We start from the raw sequence: 19,404 nt of genomic DNA on the forward strand, positions 1-19,404 counted from the left end.
GCGGAGTTTTGAGGGATGAGATTTCCTGGCTGAAGCCGGGGGATGGGCGTGCATGGAGACGTTGGCGGGATTGCTGGACGAGTGGATACCATGGTGTGGTGGAAATAAGCATGAAATAAGCTTGCGATTTCCAAAGTGGTCCCAAGGAATCTTGCATGGACGACGAAGATACAAACGAGGAGGAGCTGCCTTCACAGGCAGAGGGTCAGCAGGGCGGGGCGCAGAACGAAGGGCAGGAGGCGCCGGAGTCTGGTGGCGGGGGAAAGCAGGGGGCCGCTGAGGCGCCACAGGCCGGTGCTGGCGCATCGCAACCAAGCCCTGGAGGATCGCCGTCTGGCGCTGGAGGGCAGCAGCTTTCTGCGGGTTGGCAGCAGCCGGGAGGGAATACGAATCTCACGATGCCGGGCAGCGGTCAGGGGGGCGGGCTCGGGAGCGGGCAATCGCCAGCGAGTGCGGGTGCGATGGCCGGAGGCGGGGGGCAGAGTGCGGCTGCAACCTTGGGGGCGGCTTCGAGGTCGCTTGCGCAGCCGTTCCCGCAGTTCAGTCCTGCACAGCTGCAGCAGTTCGCGGCGCAAAACAGGCAGGGTGGCGGGCCGGGCAGTTTTGGATCGAGGCCGGGGAGGATCGATGCGCGGCCGAGGAACAATATCTACATGCCGGGGACGGGACCGGGAACAGGACGCACGGCGATCCGTGTGGGGACGCTGAACCGCGATGGGAGTGCATCGCCGGTTTCCGGGATGGGATCGGCAACGGGGCCGCTGAGTCAGCCGGGCGCGCAGTTGAGTCCTGATGAGCTGCAGGAGAGCGCGGCGCAAAACCAGCAGGGTGGTGGTCCGGGCAGTTTTGGATCGAGGCCGGGAAGGATCGATGCGCGGCCGAGGAACAACATCTACATGCCGGGGACGGGGCCGGGCACGGGACGCACGGCGATCCGCGTGGGGACGCTGAACCGGGATGGGAGTGCATCGCCGGTTTCCGGGATGGGATCGGCGACGGGGCCGCTGAGTCAGCCGCAGTCGAGGCTGTTTGAGCAGCGGCAGCCGACGAGTGACTATGCGCAGCAGCGTCAGGCGAACGTGGCGAATGCGAAGGCGGACGGGAGCTTTGACGGGATCCGTGACAAGTTCAACTCCAGCAATGCGGGGCACTACATGGATGAGAGCGGGACGATCAGCCAGCGTGGTGCGGACGGGAAGCCCGGGGCGGGCACGAGCCTGCTTTTTCAGGCGAGGCAGCCAGGGGGCGGGGCGTCTGGTGCGGGGCAGTTTGTGAGTGCGCCCGATGGCCAGGGCGGGAGCAAGATGGTGAGGCTGCCGGACAAGCCTGCGGCTGCGGCGAAGCCGGCAGGTGCGGCGCCTGCGCCACCGGCTGCTGCTGCGACCCCCACTCCGCCCAGACCGCCGCTGGCGGCTGCGGGGAATGCGCCGAAGACTTCGTTTATGGACGGCCTGCTGAAAGGGGTGCCGGGTGCGGCGAAGCCTGCCGGGCCCAAGCCGCCGCTGGCGGCTGCGGGAGGTGCGCCACCCAAGGCACCTGCGGCGGGTGCGCCGCTGCCTCCGCTGACGGGGAATCTGCTGAAGGGTGTGATGAGCACCACGACGCCGAAGCCGCCGCTGGCGGGTGCTGCGAATGTGGCACCGAAGCCGCCGCTGGCCGCTGCGGGCAATCCGACGCCGCCTGCTGCGGCACCACGATCTGCGAGCAAGGCGACCTTTGAGGGGCAGAGCCGGGAGGAGTTTTTTGCTGCGGCTGCGCAGCGGCAGAAGATGGACAACAAGTATGCGAAGTGGAAGGGGCAGTAGCCCTGCGCGAGTGATGAGGGTGTGGTGATGGCGGGCTCCGGGCTGCGGTGATGAGCTGTGGCGGTGGAGGAGTGGTGGGGGGCAACGGATGAACGGGAGGGCTTACGGAGGAATGGGCATGATGATGAATGGCACGCAGATGCGATCTCTGAATGGAGGCGCGAATGATCCGCTGGTGAGGCGGAAGAAGAACGAAGCGACTGCGCCGATGCAGCCGCCGGTGAATGAGGTGATGGCGGGGGCTGGGCCGCCAGTGCCACGGCCCACGCCGCAGCCTGCCACGGGTCCAGGAAAGCCGATGGCGCCGCCCCCTGCCCAGGGAGTGCAGGGGGCGGCAGGGCCGATGGTGAAGCCGCAGAGCGGCGCTGTGAAGCAGCAGCCTGCTGTGAACGCGGCCCCGATGATGAAGCGGTACACGGACCCCAAGGAGCAGCAGAATGCGCAGCGGTGGCTGGACAGCGTGACCCAGCCGGGAGCTGCGCCGCACCGACCGCCTGAGCCTGCGGTGCATGACATGATGCAGCGCGGGTTTGCAAGGACCCAGACGATGACGATGGAGAGGCGGTATGATGATGGTCTGCCGCGGGAGCCTCTGCCTGAGACGCTGGTGATGAAGCAGCAGGCGGCCGGGAAAAGCGGCGTGCCCGGCATGGCACGTGGCTATGATGTGCCACAAAATACCATGCTAAAAAATCCGCATGAGGCAGAGGCGGTGATGCGCCCGGGGGATCTGAGCCCGGAGAAGCGGCAGATGCATGAGGACCTGGGCCGGTTGCTGGGCGGGCAGAGCAAGCAGGTGCCGCAGTCGCCAGAGGATGAGGCGAGGCAGAGGGAGCTGGTGAAGCAGACGGAGCTGTCTGTGCAGAAGCCTGCTGGTGTGCCGGTGCAGACTCCGGGGGCTGCGAAGCCACAGGCACAGGCACAGCCACAGGCACAGGCACAGGCACAGGCACAGGCACAGGCACAGGCACAGGCACAGCCACAGGCACAGGCACAGGCACAGGCACAGGCACAGGCACAGGGCGCGCCAAATGGCAAGACGGGGGCTGATGCTGCGCAGGCACAGGGGAATCAGGGGGCGGGCGTGCCGAATGCTGGCACGGCGAATACTCCCGCAGCCCCTGCTCCGCAGCAGAATGTGCAGCCAGCCCCGGCGGCTGCTCCCAGCCGTGCGGAGGCGGCCTCTGCCATGCGGGCGGAGGCGGAAAGGAAGGCGGCTGCGGCACAGCTGGAAAACGCGCGGAAGGCGGGGGCGGTGATCGAGAACGGCAAGACGGTGCCGCATCCAGATGGCAAAGGCGGGCTGCTGCACCAAACCGGGTTTGCGGCGGACTCCTTCCGCAATGATGAGGAGCTGGGGCCGGTGATTCCTTACCGCGATGATCACGGGAAGCAGCATCCCATCAAGGTGAATGACATCACCCGCGTGACGGACAAGGATGGCAAGGCAAGCTACCAGTTTATGGCAGGCGGAAAGGCTGTGACTGTGCCTGAGGGGAAGATGCCGCTTTTTCAGGTGGATCAGGCAGGCAGGCGCTACACCACTGCTGCTGATGGCACCCGGCAGGAGCTGGGCGCTGACACGCGCACGATGGCGCAGAAGGGCGTGGCCCCGCGTGTGGAGGCTGCGGACAAGGCGATGCAGGAAAAGCTGGCGCAGGGCGCGCAGCTGGCCGGGCAGATCAAGGACAAGCAGGCGCAGGCCGCTGCTGCGCAGCAGCGCCTGGAGGCTGCCCATCAGGCTGTGGCCGCTGCGGACCAGAGCACGGGACCGGACTCGCAGACAAAGCGCATCCAAGCCCGCGAGGAGCGCATACGAGCGGAGGAGGCCCTGGCGCAGCGGCAGCAGGAGGTGCAGACGCTGCAAAAGCAGCACGATGAGCACTACCGTGCGCTGAATCATGAAATGCGTGCGCGCCAGGCGGAGATAAGCCGGTATCAGAGCGCCGCTGCGGAGAGCCCGCATGATGAGCCGTGGCAGAAGGACGCACGCTCCATGCAGGGGGAGGCGCGCGTGACGGACGTCAACAACATCGCTGCAGCAGAAAAGCAGGACCCCGCCGCTGCCGCCGCCATGCGCCGGGGGCAGGTGGGGCAGCCCACGCAGCGTGTGTTTGATGCAGCGGAGAAATCCTTTGGCGCACAGCCAGGGAAGCCGCCTGAGCCGGGGAAAAGCATGACGTTGCATGAGATGCTGATGCAGGCGCCGGCGATGACGCAGGGGAAGGGTGAGAGGCAAACCACCGTGGACCAGGCCGCAGCTGCGCGTGCCACCGCGCAGGGTGCGCTGGGGATCGCTGACCCGGAAAACGTACGTGTGACGCGCGGCGCGGACGGCGTCTGCACGCTCTCGCGCAAGGCGGCGGACGGCAGCGGTGCGGACGTGCCCTTTGCCACGCTGGATCCGAAGACCAACCGCATCACGCTGAAGGCTGGGGCGGACGGGCGCATCGGCCAGCATGCGCTGGACATGGCCGCACACAGCACCCCCGGCAGCACGCCGGTGTACCTGCCGGGCAGCCAGCCGCCGATGAGCGAGTCGGAGGTGAGCGATCTCATCAAAAAAGGCACGGAGGCCAGCAGCTCTGCGAAGGACCGCAAGGCCGCCGAAGCCGCGCTGACGCAGGCAGGGCTGTCGCCGGAGGGCATCAGCCAGATGGTGCAGCAGGGCCGCCTCTCCGTGCAGGACGGGCAGCTTTTAAACAACAAGTTTAATGGCGGTGTGTCCTCCTATGCAGACCGAGAGAAAGCCGAGGCCGCGCAGAGGCAGGATGCCGGCCTGCAGCAGATGTATGAGCAGGGCAAAGGCGCGAAGGGCAAGCCCAACTTCAAGAGCTGGCTGGAGAAGGGGGACCCGCAGCGCGATGCGCAGGTGCAGGCCCGGGCGAAGGAGCTGGGCGTGAGCGAGGACGAGGTGCGGCGCGATCTGGAAACGCGCCGGGTGATGGACTTTTCCACGCCGCTGACGCAGAAGGGGCACGACGAGCAAAGCGGCGTGATCAATGGCCTGAGGCGCGGTCTTGGCATCGGTGGGTTTGAGGATTCCACACGTCTGCTGCCCAATGGCGGCCTGGCTGTGAACCCGTCTCTGGGAGAGGACCAGTCGAAGTTTGAGCAGGCGGTCAACAGCTCGTCTGCGAGCAAAGAGGCGAAGCAGGCGGCGCTGAAGCAGTGGACCGCCTACCATGATGCGTGGCTGACCAAGGCCACCGACACCCTGAAGGCGAGCAAGACCCTGCCGGGCATCCAGGACTACAACGAGTGGCTGACCAGCAACACGGCGGCGGGTCATTTTTCTGAAAAGCGCCCGGATGGCAGCGTGCGGCAGTACACGGACAATGAGAAGACACAGCTCTATCTGGACGCGATGAAGGGACGCAGCGGGCTGCGGAAGTTCATGGACAATGTGAGCACCTCTCTGGTGGCTGGGGGCGGCCAGGTGGTGGCGGGAGTGCTGGGGGCGGAGGCCCTGGCCAGAAACACTTTCCAGGACATCACGGGGTTGGATATTGGAGGAAAGCAGGTGAGCGAGGCTGCTGCAGCCATGGCCCAGCAAAATCAAGCGCTGACGCAGGCGCATGAACTCACCGGCACCATTGAAGGGACAGGAGGCCGCATTGTCAGCGGGGTGGCGCAGGCGGTGCCCAGCGTAGGGTTTACGGTGGGCACCGGCGGCGCTGGCGGAGCTGCGCTGGCTTTTGTGCAGGGCGCTGGCAGCACCTACAATGAACTGCTGCAGCATCACCTCGACAAGGGGATGAGCCCGCAGGAGGCGCACCGTGCGGCTGCGGGCACGGCCATCGCCTCGGGGGCGGTGAGCGCGGCGCTGGGCAAGATCATGCCCGGCGGGGCGCAGGCGCTGAACAATCCGGCGACGCGGGAGGCGGCGAAGAGGAGCTTTGGCACGGTGCTCAAGTCTGCGCTCAAGGGCGCGGCGGAGGAGATCCCGCAGGAGGTGATTGATGGAGGGTTCAATCACATCGCCACGGAGATGAGCAAGGGGAAGAGCTTCAACGAGGCGGCGACGAGCTATGCGGAGCAGTTCCCGCAGAGCGCGCTGACGGCGGCGCTGCTGGGCGGGGGAGTGCAGGCTGCGGGGGATCATCGCACGGGTGGTCAGCAGGGCGGTGCAGGCAAGCCGCCTGCGCCTCCATCCGGCCCAGACCGGGTGGACTCTTCGGCTCCGCCGCCGCGTCCTGGGGAGCAGACCTTTACCGTGGCCGGGGTGGATGGCCCGGATGTGCCGGCACCGAAGCCGGGTGCTCCGCCGGAGAAGCCAGGAGCAGGCATGCCGATCACGCCAACGGCGGCGGAGGGTGGCGTGGCTCCGGGGCCGGAAGCGCCTTCCTCATCAGGGCAACAAATACCACAAGATACCACGAAGAGGGATCGGCAAGCACCGGCGACGGGCGGCAGCGGCCAGCCTGCGGCAGGTGCACCACCCGCAGCACCAGCGGCGACGCTGAAGGATGCGGAGAAGGTGCTGGGGAACATCGAGCGGCTGAAGGAGAAGCAGAAGGCAGGGAAGCTGAGTCTGCTGGAGCAGCGTGAGCTGGCGCATTCAGAAAACGTGGTGGCGCTGACGCAGGTGGCGAACCTGGAGGCGGAGCAGCAGGCGCTGCGCAAGCTGCCGCAGCCGCGCGAGCTGGACCCGGCAAAAGCGGAGGCGCTGGAGAAGGCGCGGGAAGTGCTGAAGAGGCCGTGGCCGGGCGGGGCATCTGCCACCACCACCACGAAGTCCAGCGGCGGAGGCCAGCCGGTAGAGGATGGAGCAAGCGGAACTACCAATGGAGTCGCGCCGCCCACGGGCAATGCCAATCACAGCATTGCTGACAGCAGCGGTGAGGCTGGCGGGGGCAGTGCTACGGTCAGCTCTGGCGGTTCTTCCTCGACAGGCGGCGTGACGCACACGGTGGACTCCAGCGGGCAGCAGACGAGACCACCAGGAACTACCATTGATGCTGGGGAGATCGAAAAGGCCAGGGCGATTGTGACGAACCTGGATAAGGTGGGCAGCAAGCGGAGGCTCAACCCGAACGAACAGCAGGCCTATGACCGTGCCCGAGGGTTGCTTGAGCGTGAGAACTCGGCACAGACCGGCACTCGTGACGCCAGCCAGCGCTCAGGAGACCGCAATACGGGGAATCCAAAGGAGCTGGTGATGGCGGGCGATGGCCCTGTTGCGCAGGGGCATGCTGCTGCGGATGCGCCGCCACCAGCTGCGGCTGTGCAGCCTGCGGATGCGATTGGTGCGACGGTTCAAGGACCGGACGTGGCGAATCCGGATGCGCCGACGGCGAGTCAATTGCCAAACGGCCAGACAAACCCGCAGTCAAAAAATGCCCCCAACTCTCAGCCGGCAAAACTCACCCCAAAAAATGCCAAGCCCGGGCAGTCCGGAGGAAAGTCACCACCGCCTATAGGCAAGCCACCAGCAGGAGGCTCCATATCGTTTCCGCCAGGAGGAGCCAAGCCTGTTTCACCGGGTAAACCGAAACCCATTACGCCACCTATTTTTAATAAGACGCATAAAAATTCACAGCCTATACCCAAGGGCAAAGGATTGAATGGAGGCGGAATGCAGTCACACCACGGACTTCAACAAGAATGGGCATTACAAAATCTCAAAAAATATGGATATCACCCTGACTTGGCTCCCACAGTTACTCTTGAAACAGCCAAAGGTCTTCCTCATTCCATTATTTCTGCAGAGCAGAATAGACGACAAAGACAAAGAGAGAATGAGGGCAAGCCTCCATGGAGTTCGAGCCTGCAAGAAGAGCTTGGATATATTGTCGCTGACATGAGTAAAGCTGGATTTAAACCCGCCGTCATTCGATCAGTTTTGGAACAGCAATATCGAATGCTAGACAAGCTGAAGGTCCCATATCAACGTATCAAATATTAATATGAGCATTTTATCGCATTTCAATTCGGCTCTCACTATTGCGTCCAAAGATCCTGGCTGCAGCGAGGCGGAAATTCAGGAGTTGATTGCATTTTCTCCGATAACTATTCCTTCTGATTACCTCGGTGTTATTCGTGAAGCGACTGAGGTTGAAATTAAAGTGGACCTTGCTGAGGAGGGGCAATGGTTTTTGCGGGTTTGGGGCCCCGTTAACTGCATCGACATGAACACCGCCTATGATATTCAGGAGGTGTTTCCTGAGTCTCTGGCCATTGGTGATAATGAAGGATGTGGGCTTCTGGTGTATCTACCATCTGAGCCGAAGCCAGGCATCTACTTGGTTCGGACTTCTTACATTCATAAAAAAGGGGCGGTTTATATTGCTCAAAATTTGACCGAATTACTTACTATTGGAAATAACCTGAGACTGGTCTTCAAGGCCGAATAGCGTGAATAATAATGGTTTGGACCGGGCATAGGTAATGAGGTCAGGCCGATACAGCAGCACAAGCTGCTGGACACCGTGGGCAGCGATCTGATTGCGAGCTCGCACGATCTCGTGGCGGCCATCGCGGGCACGGCGGGGCTGTTCACCGGCAGCCAGACGCTCTCAGACTACGCGGCGGAGAAAGCCGGAGAGGCAAGACGCATGCCGAGGCATGGAAGGCCACAGCACCCTATGCGCTGGCCTCCGGCCTCGTCATGGCGGCACTGACGGCTGCGGGTGGGCGCACCGGCTTTGAGGCCGCGCTGGGGGCCAAGGCCGGCTCACAAACTGCCGTGAAGGAGGCAGCTCAGGGCTATTGGAAGAACCTCCTGCGCAATGTGCCGAAGCACGCGCTGGCAGATATTCCCCAGGAGCTGCCGGATGAGCTTTTCAGCCAGCTCAGCTCGGCGCTGGCGACCAACCCCAAAGCTGACATCGGCCAGGTGGTGGGAGATTTCATCCAGCGCTCCCCTGAGCTCATGGGGGCGGTGGCGCTCATGGGTGGTGCTGGTGGTGCTGGTGGTGCCATGAAGGCGCAGCAGGATGCCAGAAGCAGCCCCGGACAGGCGCAGACTGAATCCGCCAGGGTGCAACAAGGTGGGGACGACGCAGGGGGTCAGCAGTCTTCGTCGGGTGGTGAAATACCACAGAATACCACAAGCGGAGACGGAAAGCCTCTCACGCAGCCATCCACGCCGCCGCTGAGTGTGGCGGATTCGCAGAAGCTGATCGACAATGTGTCGAAGATGCCGCCCGAGGCGCAGCAGCACCCGCAGGTGCAGGCGGACCTGGAGCAGGCGAGGAAGGTGGTGGCCGAAGACGCCGCCAGCAAGGCTCAGCCGAGCACGCCGCCACTGAGCGTAGCGGATTCGCAGAAGCTGATCGAGAACGTGTCAAAGATGCCGCCGGAGGCGCAGCGGCATTCGCAGGTGCAGGCGGATCTGGAGCAGGCGAAGAAGGTGCTGCAAGACCATGTGCAGCAGTTGGAAAGTCAGAAGGAGCCGCTGAGCGAGGCGCAGATGAAGGAGCTGGCGGATGCGAAGGCTGCACTCGAGCGTCTGAGGACACCTCTTCCGGGTCAGCAACACATCAGTGGCGGCAGGCCTGAGCTGCCGGAGGGTGCCAAACTTTTTGCAATCCTCAGAGCCTTGGTTCATCTATGAGCAGGGAGGCAAGAAATGGGTGCGCTTTTATGCGCCTGAGGCAAAAAGTCCTAATGCCACTCCCGTTGAGGGAGGAACGGGTTCTGGAACTCATGAAACAGTAGCGTATCTGAATCCAAATGGTCAGATATATGTGGAGGAAGGACAGAATCGTTTGACCGGAGTAGTTAAAAAAGGCAAAACCAATCAGAATACTGTTCCTGATCATCCACAATGGTTGGACTATGAATACCATGGTCCTACGGACAACATTGGAGAATCACCTGGGTACAACGATCAAAAACCGTTTGAATTTGATCCAGACAATCCTTTTGTTAACCGAGAGGGGTATGATTGGTGAGGGATAATTTAAATGAGGGGCCATTATGACATACGGAGAAAAAATAGAATACCTTCGCCATGAGAGTCGCGACCAGAAGGCGAAAGGAAACTTTGAACGTAGCATTGAATGCATTCATGAACTTCTCGGAATCCTGAAAGAAGATAGAATTGCATTAAAAATTGCCGCGTATGAATGGCACCGTATGGCGGGCATTTATATCCGCATGGGGCGGCCTCAGGAGGCGGAAGTGGCGGCCAGAAACGCTCTGGACACCTACCTGCGCAATCGGGCGCTTTTGCATGGTGAATGGCATCGAGATCGTGATGGCACCATTGCGGAGTACACCATGACCTTGTCGCGCTGCCTCGTGGACCAGCAGCGCTATGAAGAAGCCCTACCTTGGCTGGAAGAGTCGGCTGCGATTTACAGGCTCAAGGGGGAGGATGATCCCTTCGTCAAGGAACTCGTTATCCCTAGGTTGAACTGGTTGCGGCCCAGGGCAGAAGCTCAGCGCAAGACGCGCGCAAGTTCGCCCTCTGTAGATTGAGCGTGCAGAAGTGGTGTAGGACTGGAGTTCCCCTTTGCTTTGGCCTCCGGTCTTGCCACGGCACTGCTGAAGGCGGCGGGCGGGCGCACGGGCTTTGAGGCTGCGCTGGGGGCCAAGGCCGGCACGCAGAGTGCTGTGAAGGAGGCTGCGCAGGGATATTGGAAAAATCTTTTGCGCAACGTGCCCCCGCACGCGCTGGCGGAAATCCCCAAGGAACTGCCGGACGAGCTCTTCAGCCAGATCAGCTCGGCGCTGGCGACCAACCCCAAAGCTGACATCGGTCAGGTGGTGGGAGATTTCATCCAGCGCTCCCCCGAGCTCATTGGGGGCAGTGGCGCTCATGGGCGGGCGATGAAGGCGCAGCAGGATGCCAGAAGCACCCCGGGCAGACGGAGGTTGACTCGGCCGGGGGGCAGCATGGCGGGGATGATGCAGGGAGCCTGCAGTCTTCGTCGGGGGGGTAAATACCACAAAACACCATAAGTGGTGACGGGAAGACTCCCATGCGGCCGAGCACGCCGCCGCTGAGCGTGGCGGATTCGCAGAAGCTGATCGAGAACGTGTCAAAGATGCCGCCCGAGGCTCAGCAGAATCCGAAAGTGCAGGCGGATCGCAAGCAGGCGGAGCAGGTGGTGGAGGAGTATGCCGCCACAAGCGGAAAGCAGGCAAACCCTGAAGCGGCTGCTCCATCTGAACCACAGTCAAAAATACCAGCAAATACCACGAATGACGCCGAAGGAAAGCCTGCGGCAGATTCAGGCGGAGCAACCCAAACTTCCACTTCATCCGACAAGCCAGCCACCGCCCCTGGCTACGCAGCTTCATCCTCGTCAAATCCACCTGCGAATGCCGCAAGCGGCCCCCAACCACCTACTTCAAACTCAGGGATTACTGGACCCGCAGCTAAAAAAACGAAAAAGTCCAATACCACGAGCAAAGGCGTCAAACGAAACAATCCAAAAGATTGGAAAGATACAATGAAATTATGGGATGCCGTAGGTTATCAAGATCTACTCAGCCCAGCCAATCGGGTGTTAATTCAGAATGAATTAGTTCCTATTGTTGATGATGCATGGATAAAGGTTCACCCCGAAGACGCTGGACTAAAAGGCGAAAAAATTAGCATCCATCATGTTCAAGGATTGCCACTGAATGTTCCTTTGCCATATTCGCGTCACAAGGACGCACACAAGCCAGGAGGATTCCGTTACAATCCCGGAGGTGTCGGTTCTCAACTTCCAGTTTATTCTGCTTAGAAAGCCACCGCCTTCCTAATTACCTTCTCAAGAAATAAACTCACACGAATATGGATGCAGACTTCAACCATCCGACAGATCAATTTTCCTTTGTGGTGTTGACCACCGACGTGCAAGCCTTTCAGCCAGAATTGGCAGAATCGCTACGGCTTCTGGCGCAATCTCGACAATGGGTGATCGCACCGCCAGCGCTCTTTGATCCCGAGTCAGAGGATGACGGATTTCCGGCAGAGAAGACTGTCAGTGACGCGACTGAAAACTCACACCCTTTAGGAGGCTATCTGGATGTGTATTCCGCACTTCAGGGGCCACCTTTGCCCTACGAGGTGGATCAAGGCCATTTTGAGGAGGTCTCTGCTCTCATTCAGATGCTGGAGCGATTCTCCATGAAGCATGGTCTCGAGATTGAATTTTATCTAGGACCTGAACTGATCGGAAGTATAGTATGGGGCTTGCAAGATGAATCACTTCGTGAGGGACTTCTGGAAGAATGGAGCCGCATATTAAAAGTGAAAAAAGAAGAGAAAGAACAAGCATTTGCATAAGATGCTAGGTATGACTGGCACTTGATTAAGCCGCCTTTCGATACTTGCCGCGGTTGGGGATTTTCTGAAAATCGTGCAGCTGCTGCGTCAGCAACTGATGGGTTTCGAGATGTTGTTTTTGGCTCCGGGCTCGCGCTTCAAAGAGCTTTCCGGGTTGATCACCGAGGCGCTGGCCTCCAGCCTCGTCACGGCGCACTGACGGCGGCGGGTGGGTGCGCCGGCTTTGAGGCTGCGCTGGGGGCCAAGGCCGGCCGCCGTGGCCTTTGTGCAGGGCGCGGGCAGCACTTATGCGGACCTTTACCAGCATGGCATCGACCAGGGCCTGAAGCCGGAGGAGGCGCACCGTGCGGCTGCGGGCACGGCCATCGCCTCGGGGGCGGTGAGCGCGGCGCTGGGCAAGATCATGCCCGGCGGGGCGCAGGCGCTGAACAATCCGGCGACGCGGGAGGCGGCGAAGAGGAGCTTTGGCACGGTGCTCAAGTCTGCGCTCAAGGGCGCGGCGGAGGAGATCCCGCAGGAGGTGATTGATGGAGGTTTCAACCACATCGCCACGGAGATGAGCAAGGGGAAGAGCTTCAACGAGGCGGCGACGAGCTACGCGGAGCAGTTCCCGCAGAGCGCGCTGACGGCGGTGCTGCTGGGCGGGGGAGTGCAGGCTGCGGGGGATCATCGCACGGGTGGTCAGCAGGGCGGTGCAGGCAAGCCGCCTGCGCCTCCATCCGGCTCAGACCGGGTGGACTCTTCGGCGCCGCCGCCGCGTCCTGGGGAGCAGACCTTTACCGTGGCCGGGGTGGATGGTCCGGATGTGCCGGCACCGAAGCCGGGTGCTCCGCCGGAGAAGCCAGGAGCTGGCGTGCCGATCACGCCCACGGCGGCGGAGGGTGGCGCGGCTGCTGGGCCGGAAGCGCCTTCTTCATCAGGGCAAAAAATACCAGAAGATACCACGAAGAGGGATCGGCAAGCACCGGCTACGGGTGGCAGCGGCCAGCCTGCGGCAGGTGCACCACCCGCAGCACCAGCGGCGACGCTGAAGGATGCGGAGAAGGTGCTGGGGAACATCGAGCGGCTGAAGGAGAAGCAGAAGGCAGGGAAGCTGAGTCTGCAGGAGCAGCGTGAGCTGGCGCAGTCAGAAAACGTGGTGGCGCTGACGCAGGTGGCGAACCTGGAGGCGGAGCAGCAGGCGCTGCGCAAGCTGCCGCGCGAACTGGACCCAGCGAAAGCGGAGGCGCTGGAGAAGGCGCGGGAAGTGCTGAAGAGGCCGTAGCCGGGCGGGGAAGACACGCCTGCGGATGCAGTTGGGGCGGGGGCTTCCTCACAAACAAGCGGCTCCGGTGGCCAGCCGCCAGCCGGTGCTGGCATTGGTCAGCCATTGGCTGTTTCTACCACCGGTCAGCCGACATCTCGCGTGCCTACGCCTGAAGAAGTCGGAGGTGCTCAAAAAGCCATCGACAAGCTCAAGGCACAAGACAGGCCGCTCAGCCAGGAGGAGCAGCGGCAGCTGGATGCCGCCGAGAAAACAGTGGCCCGGAAAACGGAAGCGAACCTTCTGGCGCAGAAGGCTGCTGTGGAAAAGGCCGGTAAAAGCCTGCATCCCACGGCAGCGAAGGCACTGGCTGATGCACAGGCCGTATTGGCGCGGCCCGCTTTTGCTAATAGCGACTCCCTGCCTGGCTCACACGAGGCGGGAAACATTCTTCAATCCTCTTCCACCAAGCCTCCTGCTCTTCCTGATATTCCATTTCCTGAAAAATCACCACAGGCAAAAGTGGAGAGGGAAAAACGGTCTCAAGCTCGTAGTCAGGTGCTGGAGCAGCATGGGATCAAACCGGAAGACAAAGCCAGAATCCTAAGCATGGAGAATGGAAAGCGCCCGGACCCTAAAACGTACATGTCCGAAGCTTTCATCAAGGCTCACCGTGAGGAGTTCATAGATGGAGCTTCGAGAATTATATCCACCAACAGCCTCAAAAAATATGGCCCCTCTCAAATAGACAAAACCGCGTTTGTTTTCCCAACGAGCAAGCTCTCCGACTTACTTAAAGAAGCTGGTGGCGACAGAGGTAAGCTGGAGGATCTGCTCGGTATTCCTCGGGGGCAACTGGGATCGAGGCCATTGTCGCGTGTTGATTTTAAAGATCCAGCCTCTCTTAATATACGCATTCCAAGCGGCAACGAAGCGGGTGCCAATGATCAGTGGCTGCCCGGAGCAAGGCTCCCCACCGGCACATTGGAAGGAGTCATTGATGTGGAAAACACGACTTCTCCTTCATGGACACATGAAGATCTAAGCATAAAGTAGAAAACGAAGACGCAATGAACTTCACTGATATAAAAGTATTCCCCAAAGAGCGCTATTCGATTGAGCAAGATCTGGATAGCGGGAAGTATTATCTCTCATTTCCTGTGTTTAATGGAATGGCTGAATATGAGGAGTTTTATGAGATTCTTCCCGAAGAGCTCGAACGCATCCTCGAGGACGAAGCTTCTCGAACAGAGCTTCTCGAAAAATCTCGCACCCGCCAGAATGATGGCCGCCTGCTGCTAAAGCCTGGCAAAATGCGGGGATCTCCCTGCTGAGTGATTTTATACCAAGAATCATTTGAAAGAATGAGCCGGGGAATGGGGCAGGTGGAATGGCACGGTAGAAGGTGGAGCAAGCGGTACTACCAATGGAGTCGCGCCGCCCACGGGCAATGCCAATCACAGCATTGCTGACAGCAGCGGTGAGGCTGGCGGGGGCAGTGCTACGGTCAGCTCTGGTGGTTCTTCCTCGACAGGCGGCGTGACGCACACGGCGGACTCAAGCGGGCAGCAGACGAGACCACCAGGAACTACCATTGATGTTGGGGAGATCGAAAAGGCCAGGGCGATTGTGACGAACCTGGATAAGGTGGGCAGCAAGCGGAAGCTCAACCCGAACGAGCAGCAGGCCTATGACCGTGCCCGAGGGCTGCTTGAACGTGAGAGCTCGGCGCAGACCGGCACTCGTGACGGCAGCCGGCGCCCTGGAGACCGCAATACGGGGAATCCAAAGGAGCTGGTGATGGCAGGCGATGGCCCTGTTGCGCAGGGGCATGCTGTTGCGGATGCGCCGCCACCAGCTGCGGCTGTGCAGCCTGCGGATGCGATTGGAACGACCATTGAAGGAGCGGGTGCGGCGAATCCGGATGCGCCGACGGCGAGTCAATTGCCAAACGGCCAGACAAACCCGCAGTCAAAAAATGCCACCAACACTCCACCGGCAAAACTCACCCCAAAAAGTGCCAAGCCCGGGCAGTCCGGAGGAAAGTCACCACTTCCAGGCAAGCCAACAGCAGGAGGCTCTTCATCTGTTCCACCAGGCAAACCAAAATCTGTTACGCCGCCTATTTACAATAAGACCCACAAAAACTCCCAGCCAATCCCTAAAGGAAGAGGAGTGAATGGGGGGCTAATGCAATCTCATCATGGGCTTCAGAAAAGGTGGGCTATGCATAATCTAGCTAAATTCGGTTATAATCACGACTTAGCGCCTACAGTCACCTTGGAAACAGGTACAGATCTTCAGCACACTATAATATCGAATTTGCAAAACGCCCGTCGTGACGACAGAATTGCATCTGGCAAAGGTGCCTGGAGTTCAACTTTGCAGGAGGAGCTCGGATACATAGTCTCTGACCTTACTGCTGCCGGGTTTAGTCGGCAGCACATTTCAAAAGTTTTAGAACAGCAATATGGTATGTTGGATAAGCTCAAGGTTCCATATAAACGCATCAAGTATTAGTATGAACATCCTGTCAAATCTCCATTCCTCCCTCAAACTCGCAGCCTCACAGCCCCCATCTACCAAGGAGGAGATTCAGGAGCTTCTTGAATTCTCTCCCATTTCCGTGCCGCCAGAATATTTGGAAATAATCCAGCAGGGCAGCGAGTTGGAAATAAGCGTGAATCTTGGAAGTAGAGGATATGGGTTCATCAGAATCTATGGGGCCGCTGGCGTGATAGAAATGAACAAGATCTATAATGTGCAAAAGAACCTTAAACACGTTCTTGCCATCGGTGACAACGAAGGAGGAGACATGTTGGTTTTGGCACCGCATGCCAGTCCTTCGGGAGTGTATCTCAATCCCATGTCCTGCCTTAGCGACATGGAGGACGCAACCTTTATCGCCAGCAATCTGACCGAGCTGCTTGTTGACGGTAGGAATCTTGATCGCGTTTTTTAAACGGTTAAAAAAGGCATCGATCTCAGTCATTTGACATACGATCCCGACTCACACACCATCATTAATGGCCATACCGGGACCCCCCTTACAGAAGGAGCTCTTAAATCTCTCGTGGACCGATTTGAACCCGGAGATAGTGGAGTCGGCAAGACAACACTTCTTAGGGCCCTTGTCACCGGATCCACGCTACAGGGACGCAGATCCGATGGGAGCATTCAGCCTCTACATGACGATGCGGGAGGAGACCCCGGAGGGCAGGGAACTGGGGCGGCTGACCGGGACATGGTGCGCTTGGCACGGGGTCTTTACTATAGCCGACCATCGGGCGGCGCTGGAGGCGTTCCGACGCGGCGAATGGGTGACGCCGTATCCGAACGGCCCGGTGGGCTCGCCACCGCCGTTGCCGACGTATCCGACCACCTTAAAACCCAGGTCCCCGGACTTCTCAACGACAGAACCCACGTCTTCCACAGCACCGAAGACTTCTTAAACTCTGACTACGCGAAGAAGCATCCGCTCTCTAAAGCGGACCTCGACAAACTCCATGCCGCCGAAGGCTTCCATGATCCGAAGACCGGGCACAGCGTCGTCATCGCCGGCAATGTGGGGCTGCGCCCTGGGGAAACGCCGCATGATGCGCTGACGCGAGTGATCCTCCATGAGCGCGTGGGGCACGATGGTTTGCAGGCCCTGCTGGGTTCGAAGGACAGCAAGGCGCATAAACATTGGGAGGGGCTGACACAGCGCATCAAACCGGAGGAACTGGACGCCATCGCCAAACAGGATGGCTACCAGCACCTGGCAGGAGACCGCAATGCACTGGCCCATGAATGGTTTGCCCGGCAGGCGGAGAAGTCTCCGCAACTGCTCAAGAAGCCCGGTCTGCTGCGGGACATGTGGGAGGCCTTCAAAGGGCAGCTCAGGAAACTGAGTAACAACTGGAAAGACACGCCGGATAGCCATCTGGATACGCATTTGAGCGAGCTGCTGCGTCTCTCTCGCAAGGCTGCGCTGAGGCCGCAGGCTAGCAGAGCAGTGGGGGCACCCGATAATAGCGCTACTGGCAGGGCGATATAGGCATTCTATCGCTGACAGCAGCGGTGAGGCTGGCGGGGGCAGTGCTACGAGCAGCTCTGGCGGTTCTTCCTCGACAGGCGGCGTGACGCACACGGCGGACTCAAGCGGGCAGCAGACGAGACCACCAGGAACTACCATTGATGCTGGGGAGATCGAAAAGGCCAGGGCGATTGTGACGAACCTGGATAAGGTGGGCAGCAAGCGGAAGCTCAACCCGAACGAGCAGCAGGCCTATGACCGTGCCCGAGGGCTGCTTGAACGTGAGAGCTCGGCGCAGACCGGCACTCGTGACGGCAGCCGGCGCCCTGGAGACCGCAATACGGGGAATCCAAAGGAGCTGGTGATGGCAGGCGATGGCCCTGTTGCGCAGGGGCATGCTGTTGCGGATGCGCCGCCACCAGCTGCGGCTGTGCAGCCTGCGGATGCGATTGGAACGACCATTGAAGGAGCGGGCGCGGCGAATCCGGATGCGCCTCGTGCTTCGGCCAATGAAGTTTCCGGCGATTCAGGTGCTCATTCAACGTCACAACCGAAGCAGCAAGATGATTCGCAGGAATCTGGACCGACGAATACTGTTGCTGACGGCGTTAGCACACAGTCCCATCCTACGAGGCCTGCGTCTGCTTCTTCAGCGGTAGATCACTCCACGTCTGGACCAACTTCTCCCCCGATTGATTATCCGCGTGCTGCTGACGGCGATTTTCGCAGCAATTGGAAAACCTCCACTGCTGGCAGACGAGTAAAGCTCGAGGATGGTCGGGAAGGCGTGGTCACTGCTGTTGCTAAGGACCATACACTTACGGTGAGCGTGGATGGCAAGAGCATAGAGGGCATTTCACAGAATAAGGTCAAAATGCAGCTTTCACTGGATGAATTGGCTGCCGAACAAGCGTTTATCAAGAGGCAACAAAGCTTTAAGAGACTCAAGCCAGAGTACGATAGGCGCCTGGAAGATATTGCCAAATCCATTCCTGAAGCCCACGTCATTCTTGCTCCGCTCAAAGGTGCTCCACGAGCACTCGAAAAGGTTGCAAAGGTAGCAAAAAGAAAAGGTGATGACGGTAAATCACCATCTCCCGAAAAGGCAATATCCAAACTGACGGATATGCTGCGCGGTTCGATTGTGGTTGATTCCATCGACCAAGTCCCTGAGGCAACGAGGGCTGTCTTGAGATCATTCGCGCCAGATGCCAAGCTAGTAGGCACCAACAAATGGGGTGCAAGCATTTACCAAACAGGTGATGGAAGAAAAGTGATTGTTAACGACCGCTTTAAAAATCCTACCGCAGAAGGATACTCAGATGTTCAAATCATGCTGGAGATGACCCCAGGACACATGGTAGAGACCCAGATACATATTCCGGAGATGATTGTAGCCAAAGAAGGAGATTCTGTCAAAGCACTGGGACTTCCTGAAAAATACTGGCCGGAAAATCTACCCATCAACGGATTTGATCCCAAGCGAACTGGGCACCATATGTACGAAGAAAAGCGCTCGTTGCCTGATGACTCTCCAGCAGCTGACTTGGTCGCACTTGAAATGAAAAAATTAAATCAGGCCGCGATGGATGCCCATCGCAAACGCCACTCAAAGCCTAGAAACTGAAGTTCGAGACCAGTGCGATTAATCCATGTCGAGCATGCAATGAAAATTGATCATTTAAACTAAAAAAACTACGATTTAATCAATCATGACAACGATACCCGTACTCAGGCGTGACATGTTCAGCCCAAAGGCTAAGTTTTATGTTGTGGACAACTTTTATCCAGAGGTTTGGGACGAAGGACACCTCTGGGCTATTGGTCCCAATGGTAAAATTCAGGTCGGCGGAGTAGAGAGCCGACCAATGACTATGGACGTGGGAACCTTCGAACTAAATTGGGATCAATTTTACGGTCAGGTCGAAGAGACATGGAGGGAGATATATGGTTAGATGATTGGGAGGTTGGTTGGGGGATGCATTGTCAGCGGAGAGGTGCAGGCGGTGCCCAGCGGGGTGGGCACGAGCCACAGGAGGCGCAGGTGCAGGCGGATCTGGAGCAGGCGAGGAAGGTGGTGGCTGCAGATGCCGCCAGCAAGGTCCGGTTC

Annotated in this window: 17 protein-coding genes; all 17 read left to right on the plus strand. The window is 59.6% G+C overall.

All coding sequences use genetic code 11. The features are described 5' to 3' along the window. Nucleotides 1-155: 155 nt before the first annotated feature. The 17 genes from HNQ65_RS24890 (at nt 156) to HNQ65_RS24970 (ending at nt 18,921) form a co-directional block, all read left to right on the plus strand. Nucleotides 156-1,805, plus strand: coding sequence for a hypothetical protein (locus tag HNQ65_RS24890; RefSeq protein WP_184344267.1), 1,650 nt, complete (start codon nt 156-158; stop codon nt 1,803-1,805). A 139-nt stretch (nt 1,806-1,944) separates the two neighbouring features. Next, a complete protein-coding gene (locus HNQ65_RS24895) occupies nt 1,945-7,713 on the plus strand; it encodes a hypothetical protein (RefSeq protein WP_221306293.1) in 5,769 nt (1,922 codons plus the stop codon). Nucleotide 7,714: 1 nt separating this feature from the next. Beyond that, nucleotides 7,715-8,161 (plus strand): SMI1/KNR4 family protein, encoded by a 447-nt coding sequence (locus tag HNQ65_RS24900; RefSeq protein ID WP_184344269.1) that lies wholly within the window; start codon nt 7,715-7,717, stop codon nt 8,159-8,161. 254 nt (nt 8,162-8,415) lie between these two features. Continuing rightward, complete coding sequence (locus HNQ65_RS24910; RefSeq protein ID WP_184344273.1) at nt 8,416-9,363, plus strand: hypothetical protein; 948 nt, start codon at nt 8,416-8,418, stop codon at nt 9,361-9,363. After that, entirely contained in the window at nt 9,332-9,703 is a 372-nt protein-coding gene (locus HNQ65_RS24915; RefSeq protein ID WP_184344275.1) for a hypothetical protein, read from the plus strand. Before HNQ65_RS24910 ends, HNQ65_RS24915 begins: the two co-directional genes overlap by 32 nt. Nucleotides 9,704-9,728: 25 nt before the next feature. Next, nucleotides 9,729-10,232 (plus strand): tetratricopeptide repeat protein, encoded by a 504-nt coding sequence (locus tag HNQ65_RS24920; RefSeq protein WP_184344277.1) that lies wholly within the window; start codon nt 9,729-9,731, stop codon nt 10,230-10,232. Nucleotides 10,233-10,271: 39 nt separating this feature from the next. Then, nucleotides 10,272-10,715, plus strand: a complete 444-nt coding sequence (locus HNQ65_RS24925) for a hypothetical protein (protein ID WP_184344279.1) — start codon at nt 10,272-10,274, stop codon at nt 10,713-10,715. A 20-nt stretch (nt 10,716-10,735) separates the two neighbouring features. Continuing rightward, nucleotides 10,736-11,488: a hypothetical protein gene (locus HNQ65_RS24930; protein ID WP_184344281.1), complete on the plus strand. Its 753-nt coding sequence runs from the start codon at nt 10,736-10,738 to the stop codon at nt 11,486-11,488. 50 nt (nt 11,489-11,538) lie between these two features. Then, complete coding sequence (locus tag HNQ65_RS24935) at nt 11,539-12,033, plus strand: hypothetical protein (protein WP_184344283.1); 495 nt, start codon at nt 11,539-11,541, stop codon at nt 12,031-12,033. Between the two features lie 73 nt (nt 12,034-12,106). Next, nucleotides 12,107-12,232 carry a hypothetical protein gene (locus HNQ65_RS26895; RefSeq protein ID WP_281382155.1) on the plus strand — a complete coding sequence of 42 codons (126 nt, stop codon included), beginning with the start codon at nt 12,107-12,109 and terminating at the stop codon, nt 12,230-12,232. Nucleotides 12,233-12,289: 57 nt separating this feature from the next. Next, on the plus strand, nt 12,290-13,297 hold the full coding sequence (locus tag HNQ65_RS24940; RefSeq protein ID WP_184344285.1) for a hypothetical protein: 1,008 nt from the start codon (nt 12,290-12,292) through the stop codon (nt 13,295-13,297). 141 nt (nt 13,298-13,438) lie between these two features. Then, entirely contained in the window at nt 13,439-14,332 is an 894-nt protein-coding gene (locus tag HNQ65_RS24945) for a hypothetical protein (RefSeq protein ID WP_184344287.1), read from the plus strand. A gap of 14 nt (nt 14,333-14,346) precedes the next feature. Next, nucleotides 14,347-14,610, plus strand: a complete 264-nt coding sequence (locus tag HNQ65_RS24950) for a hypothetical protein (RefSeq protein ID WP_184344289.1) — start codon at nt 14,347-14,349, stop codon at nt 14,608-14,610. Nucleotides 14,611-14,815: 205 nt separating this feature from the next. Then, nucleotides 14,816-15,796, plus strand: a complete 981-nt coding sequence (locus HNQ65_RS27065; protein WP_221306294.1) for a hypothetical protein — start codon at nt 14,816-14,818, stop codon at nt 15,794-15,796. Between the two features lies 1 nt (nt 15,797). Further along, nucleotides 15,798-16,238 carry an SMI1/KNR4 family protein gene (locus HNQ65_RS24960; protein ID WP_184344291.1) on the plus strand — a complete coding sequence of 147 codons (441 nt, stop codon included), beginning with the start codon at nt 15,798-15,800 and terminating at the stop codon, nt 16,236-16,238. 354 nt (nt 16,239-16,592) lie between these two features. Continuing rightward, nucleotides 16,593-17,315 (plus strand): hypothetical protein, encoded by a 723-nt coding sequence (locus tag HNQ65_RS24965; protein ID WP_246438734.1) that lies wholly within the window; start codon nt 16,593-16,595, stop codon nt 17,313-17,315. An 82-nt stretch (nt 17,316-17,397) separates the two neighbouring features. Beyond that, nucleotides 17,398-18,921 carry a hypothetical protein gene (locus HNQ65_RS24970; RefSeq protein WP_184344295.1) on the plus strand — a complete coding sequence of 508 codons (1,524 nt, stop codon included), beginning with the start codon at nt 17,398-17,400 and terminating at the stop codon, nt 18,919-18,921. Nucleotides 18,922-19,404: the final 483 nt, after the last annotated feature.

Source organism: Prosthecobacter vanneervenii (assembly GCF_014203095.1).
Classification (GTDB): domain Bacteria; phylum Verrucomicrobiota; class Verrucomicrobiia; order Verrucomicrobiales; family Verrucomicrobiaceae; genus Prosthecobacter; species Prosthecobacter vanneervenii.

Coding starts and splice junctions, on each gene's coding strand:
- HNQ65_RS24890 (WP_184344267.1), top strand. CDS start 156: ATGGACGACGAAGATACAAACGAGGAGGAGCTGCCTTCACAGGCAGAG.
- HNQ65_RS24895 (WP_221306293.1), top strand. CDS start 1,945: ATGCGATCTCTGAATGGAGGCGCGAATGATCCGCTGGTGAGGCGGAAG.
- HNQ65_RS24900 (WP_184344269.1), top strand. CDS start 7,715: ATGAGCATTTTATCGCATTTCAATTCGGCTCTCACTATTGCGTCCAAA.
- HNQ65_RS24910 (WP_184344273.1), top strand. CDS start 8,416: ATGGCGGCACTGACGGCTGCGGGTGGGCGCACCGGCTTTGAGGCCGCG.
- HNQ65_RS24920 (WP_184344277.1), top strand. CDS start 9,729: ATGACATACGGAGAAAAAATAGAATACCTTCGCCATGAGAGTCGCGAC.
- HNQ65_RS24930 (WP_184344281.1), top strand. CDS start 10,736: ATGCGGCCGAGCACGCCGCCGCTGAGCGTGGCGGATTCGCAGAAGCTG.
- HNQ65_RS24935 (WP_184344283.1), top strand. CDS start 11,539: ATGGATGCAGACTTCAACCATCCGACAGATCAATTTTCCTTTGTGGTG.
- HNQ65_RS24950 (WP_184344289.1), top strand. CDS start 14,347: ATGAACTTCACTGATATAAAAGTATTCCCCAAAGAGCGCTATTCGATT.
- HNQ65_RS24960 (WP_184344291.1), top strand. CDS start 15,798: ATGAACATCCTGTCAAATCTCCATTCCTCCCTCAAACTCGCAGCCTCA.
- HNQ65_RS24965 (WP_246438734.1), top strand. CDS start 16,593: ATGGGTGACGCCGTATCCGAACGGCCCGGTGGGCTCGCCACCGCCGTT.